The 4,659-nt window shown below is 34.0% G+C and carries 4 protein-coding genes; 1 reads left to right on the top strand and 3 read right to left on the bottom strand.

Translation table 11 applies throughout. From position 1 onward, the window contains the following. Positions 1 to 214: 214 nt before the first annotated feature. From F6K54_RS40685 to F6K54_RS40695, 3 genes are all read right to left on the bottom strand, one after another. On the bottom strand, positions 215 to 727 hold the full coding sequence (locus F6K54_RS40685; RefSeq protein ID WP_293090128.1) for a ribonuclease III family protein: 513 nt from the start codon (positions 725 to 727) through the stop codon (positions 215 to 217). A 683-nt stretch (positions 728 to 1,410) separates the two neighbouring features. Continuing rightward, complete coding sequence (locus F6K54_RS40690) at positions 1,411 to 1,842, bottom strand: thiol-disulfide oxidoreductase DCC family protein (protein ID WP_293090129.1); 432 nt, start codon at positions 1,840 to 1,842, stop codon at positions 1,411 to 1,413. A 46-nt stretch (positions 1,843 to 1,888) separates the two neighbouring features. Beyond that, complete coding sequence (locus F6K54_RS40695) at positions 1,889 to 2,923, bottom strand: DALR anticodon-binding domain-containing protein (protein WP_293090131.1); 1,035 nt, start codon at positions 2,921 to 2,923, stop codon at positions 1,889 to 1,891. Between the two features lie 218 nt (positions 2,924 to 3,141). On the opposite strand from F6K54_RS40695, the gene F6K54_RS40700 reads away from it, so the two are divergent. Further along, positions 3,142 to 3,858, top strand: a complete 717-nt coding sequence (locus tag F6K54_RS40700) for a Crp/Fnr family transcriptional regulator (RefSeq protein WP_293090132.1) — start codon at positions 3,142 to 3,144, stop codon at positions 3,856 to 3,858. Positions 3,859 to 4,659 lie beyond the last annotated feature (801 nt).

Here is a 4,659-nt window from a genome sequence, read left to right on the forward strand (position 1 = left end):
TATCAATTATCAATTATCAATTATCCATTAATGAACGTATCAGTTGTATCAGATTAATTGCCGAATATGCTGTATTTACAGCAAGCAAATTTTAGAATAGTTAGCGAAAGTTGAAAATTAATCTATAATTCTTATTGCCTATTATCAGATCCAGTATTCCCTATTCTCTAAAAACATAAAAATTTGTACCTCCAAGACTCAAAAACTACTTTATCTATATTAATCTTCTTTGTTTCAACTTAGATAGTGCGTTTTCAGCAGCGCGTTTTTCAGCCTCTTTTTTACTCCCTCCTTGACCTTCGCCATACAGTCTATTAGCTACAAATACCCGAGATATAAAACTTGGTTCATGGTCAGAACCGCCACATTTTTCAGTTTTATATCTTGGCACATCTGTACTATTTTTTAGTACAAATTCTTGAAATAAACCTTTAGGATTTTCAATATTAATAGATTCATTTTCCGGCTCTAAATCAACAGATTTTTCCAGAGCTTCAGCAAAAATTGGTTCTACAAAATTGCGAACTGCCTCAATACCAGAATCAATATAATAAGCACCAATAACTGCTTCAAAAGTATCACTAAGTAATGAATAATTTTCACGCCCTCCCTGTAATTCTTCACCCTTACTTAGCAAAATAAATTTTCCAAGGTTTAAATCTATGGCAAATTTTGCTAATTGTTGATTATCCACTAAACTGGTTTGAGTTATTTGCGAATAACACATCGGAACATCAGATATCTATCACTAATAGTGAAATAGTGAGTTACTCAAAAAAACTCCCCTATCTTGATAGAAAGTTCCCAAAAAATAGGAGTTAATAGTGACAACTAATGTCACTTTTGACTCACTCATAATATTGGGATATTTTTCTACAGGGAATTTCATAAAATGAGCATTACTCAAACTAAATAAGCACTATATAAGTGGTACTAGCTTCAGCTAATGTCTCATCAATGGTAGATATGTATACTGACTCGTGTATCTCGATTTGTAGCTAATTTTTAGTAAACCTAGATACTTGTCAGCATTTAGTCTCCTAAACTACCTACTTACAAACACCTACCTGTACTAAAGATTAATTACAAATTGAGATATACAAGTGAGTATATATATCTACCACCGATGAGACAGCAGCCAACAACAGACAATAGATACTAATGTTGTATGCTATCTTGAAAAGTAGTATAACAAAGAAATAAAATTATTGTCAATAGTTGTCAGATTGATTTTTTGGACTACCCTTCATAGGATGAAAAACTTCCCGTTCTACTTTTATGTTTTACCAATTCACTCTAAGGATGTCACAAATAGTCAGCAACTGATGATGTAGAATAATAGGCTGAAATTATATTGTATGGTTAATACTTTAAGTCTATCAACTTTCACTTCTAACTTCTGACTTCTCCCTATTCCCTATTCCCTGACTTCTGCAAGTCTAAAGAAGCTTTACAACCAAAAGGATAAGGTGAATTATAAGTAGTAGAACGCTTGCCAAATATTGTGTAACGATTATCCCGAATCTGCTCATAAAAGCGATCGCCCATCCATTTTGCCCCTGGTAAACCCCGATATGCTGCCACAAACACATCCCCCACAGGCAAAAGTCGCCCTATTTCTTCCGCTGCATCACTACCTTGCCATCGACATTCCGGTGCATTACCATCAATCAAAATCATACCCATTTCACAATCTTTAGCAGTAATAGCAAATTGATTGAGCTTTTCTAAATCTTGCATAGGAATATACTCAAATAGCTCACCTTTATCTATACTTTCCAACACCTGCACCAACGTTACACATAAATTGCAGTTGCCGTCATAAATTACAATATAACTCATACGTCTTAGTTTTATTTTAAATACAACCAAAATTGTAACACCAAAATTAAAGCTCTACAGGTGCTTCCACACCTAACCTTTCTTCTAATAAAAATCTAAGTACAGACTGAGTAAGCAAAACTAAACCTAATCTAGCTTGCGCTAACTTCGGTTTTTTCACCTTCACCTCACCCCAAATACGACAATGACTGTAAAAATCTTGAAAAGCTACACTGACAGCATCAGCTACTTTTTGCCAATTTATAGGTTTTTTGCTGCTAGAGACACAATAGATACGATCAAGAGTAGAAGCAATTTGAGCAATTAATTGATATTCAGAATTATGTGAAAATTGTAATTGCCCATTTGCTTGTTGCCAGGATATAGGTTGAGAAATTTGAAACAGCAAAAATTGACCACTGGTATCTACATCCTTGGAAGTAAGATTAATTAAGCGATCGCATATACCCATCCGCAATAACGAACAACAACGAGCATGACTATACTGAATGGGAAACAAATTTGTAGTTTCTAAAGATTTATCAAAGTAATTAGGTTTAAAACCCCGCGTTGATTGGTGAAATGTTGTTGGAGACTTGCTCAAATCCCCGTTACAAAAACAACTTCTGACTTCTGTACGGGGGAATGGCCATTCGCCCCTACTGACTTCGTTCAAGTCAACACCAACCTGTAATTCTTGTTGCTCAAAAATTAGGGTAAAAGAAGTTAGATAATGTAACCAGTTAGCAATACTCAAATCAGTTAAATTAAAATAAATCATCCCAGATGAAATCACCTCAAACTCAAAATTATTTATATTTTTGTTAGCATCAGTCTTAACTATTTCCCTAAGATATTTAACTAACTCATTAGCAATATATATTGCTGGTTGTTGGCAAACTGCAGCTAATTTCAGAGCGATCGCTGACTTGTATAAAATTTGTCTATTATTTATAGTTTGATTAATTGGAATTACTTCCTTCTTTTTCCAAACTTCTAACGTATTTTCACACCTGCAAGACCATTTCAATTGCTCCTGGTATAAATTTATAGCTCTTTGTAAAATTTGTTTACAATCACACTTAAATGATAATTTTGTCAATATTATTACCACCTCAAATTAAATTTTTCTTGAATCTTCTGAATTAGATGTGTTTTTTGCTACACTTGAGCTAAGGATAAAACTGGTATAAGCAGAAAGATAAAAATCTGCCTCTATTCCTTTTACCAGAATGATTTAAACCCCAGGCCAATTATTACTACAAAAAAGTACCAATGCAATTATCATCACATCCAGACTTACCAGAAATGTCACTGAATATGCAACCTACCAGCACTTCTGCACCTAGCAGCAGGCCATTTCTTACTTGGCAACTAATCATAGATTGGGCAGAAGAACACTACCGTAGCAGAGCTTTTAGCAAAGATGAACGTATTCCTGCTCGTCCAGGTTTACTGTATCTAGTACAAAAAGGGTCAATTCGTTTAGTAGGTAATGCCCACATTAGTGCCAGTCGCAATAAGTCTAGCCAGTCAAAAATGAATGATGTTTCAGACGAAGCTTTCCTTGGATTTGTTGGTGCTGGTCAACCATTTGAACTTATAGCTCAGTCACCATTTACGCTTCAAGCTTATGCTCATGCAGATCAAACAACTGTGCTTTGGATGTATTGGCATGACTTAGATAACTGGCCTCACTTCCGTAGAGAAGTCTTAGATGCCTTTAGATACCAACATCAACGGAAACTTCTGTGGCTAAGTACCCTAGGCCAACGTCGCACTATTGACAGATTATTCGGATTTCTGACCCTATTAATTGAAGAATATGGAGAACCCTGGATCGCCCAAGACAAACCAGAAGTAACCAGTGGTTATTTTTTGCCTTGGCCTTTAACCCATGCCCAAATTGGCAGTGCTATTGGTTCAACCCGTGTAACTGTGACTCGTCTAATGGGTAAATTACGTCAGCAAGGCTTAATATTTATCCAGAATGATAATCTGATTTGTTTACCAACACAGTCTGAACAGTCACAATAGTTAAATAATTTTTGGATAGTTAGTTCTAGGTGACGATCAAACTATGTATTAATACCTAACCATAAATTGCTATTTTGCATATTATAATATTATGCTTAATATAGATAATGCTATCTATTAATAATCTTAGTTTAGTTAGCATTCATTATCATATCAAATAATTTGATTTTTATTGCTTACTACTCTATTATTCTGATTCTAATTTCTGTTAAACGAAGGAATTTTTCTTTTCTTTGTTATCTACTGGCGATTAAGTATTTTTATGAACGCCTGTAGCTAAATTTATGTATTCACAGTGGAGGGCATAGAAATAATAAATATTAATAACTATTAAGAACTGCAACAGTAAAATAAGTAGTTTAATATTATGCATCAAGACTTTACTATACCAAAGTGAAGCACATTATTGCAGTAGAATTATTATCTTCAATCAATATATTTATCGCGTTCAAGCAGATGGAATTTGACTTTGGGTACTTCCACAAACCTAAATTATAAATATTAAGTCTTTTTAATTAAGCATCATCAAAACTCTTCCTCAGTCTCCCTACCTCTCCTCTTTGCTAAATAATTTATTTTTTATTCACAAAAATAGAATAATTAATGCTAGGGAAAGTAAGTTTGTCTCACCCCACATATCCTTACTGCTGTATACTTTTCCCTCCTATAGTACTACGCAACTAGGTCACATTTCTTTATTCCCTACTCCCATTATTAGACATTTCCCATAATAAAAAATAAAATCAATTATCTCACATAAATTATCAATTATTTCCCCCTACTCCCTACTCCCTACTCCCA

This window comes from Okeania sp. SIO3B5, assembly GCF_010692555.1.
GTDB lineage: Bacteria > Cyanobacteriota > Cyanobacteriia > Cyanobacteriales > Microcoleaceae > Okeania.

What these genes read in the sequence shown, in the direction of transcription:
- F6K54_RS40685 (WP_293090128.1), bottom strand. Translation starts at nt 727, where the DNA reads ATGTGTTATTCGCAAATAACTCAAACCAGTTTAGTGGATAATCAACAA.
- F6K54_RS40700 (WP_293090132.1), top strand. Translation starts at nt 3,142, where the DNA reads ATGCAACCTACCAGCACTTCTGCACCTAGCAGCAGGCCATTTCTTACT.
- F6K54_RS40690 (WP_293090129.1), bottom strand. Translation starts at nt 1,842, where the DNA reads ATGAGTTATATTGTAATTTATGACGGCAACTGCAATTTATGTGTAACG.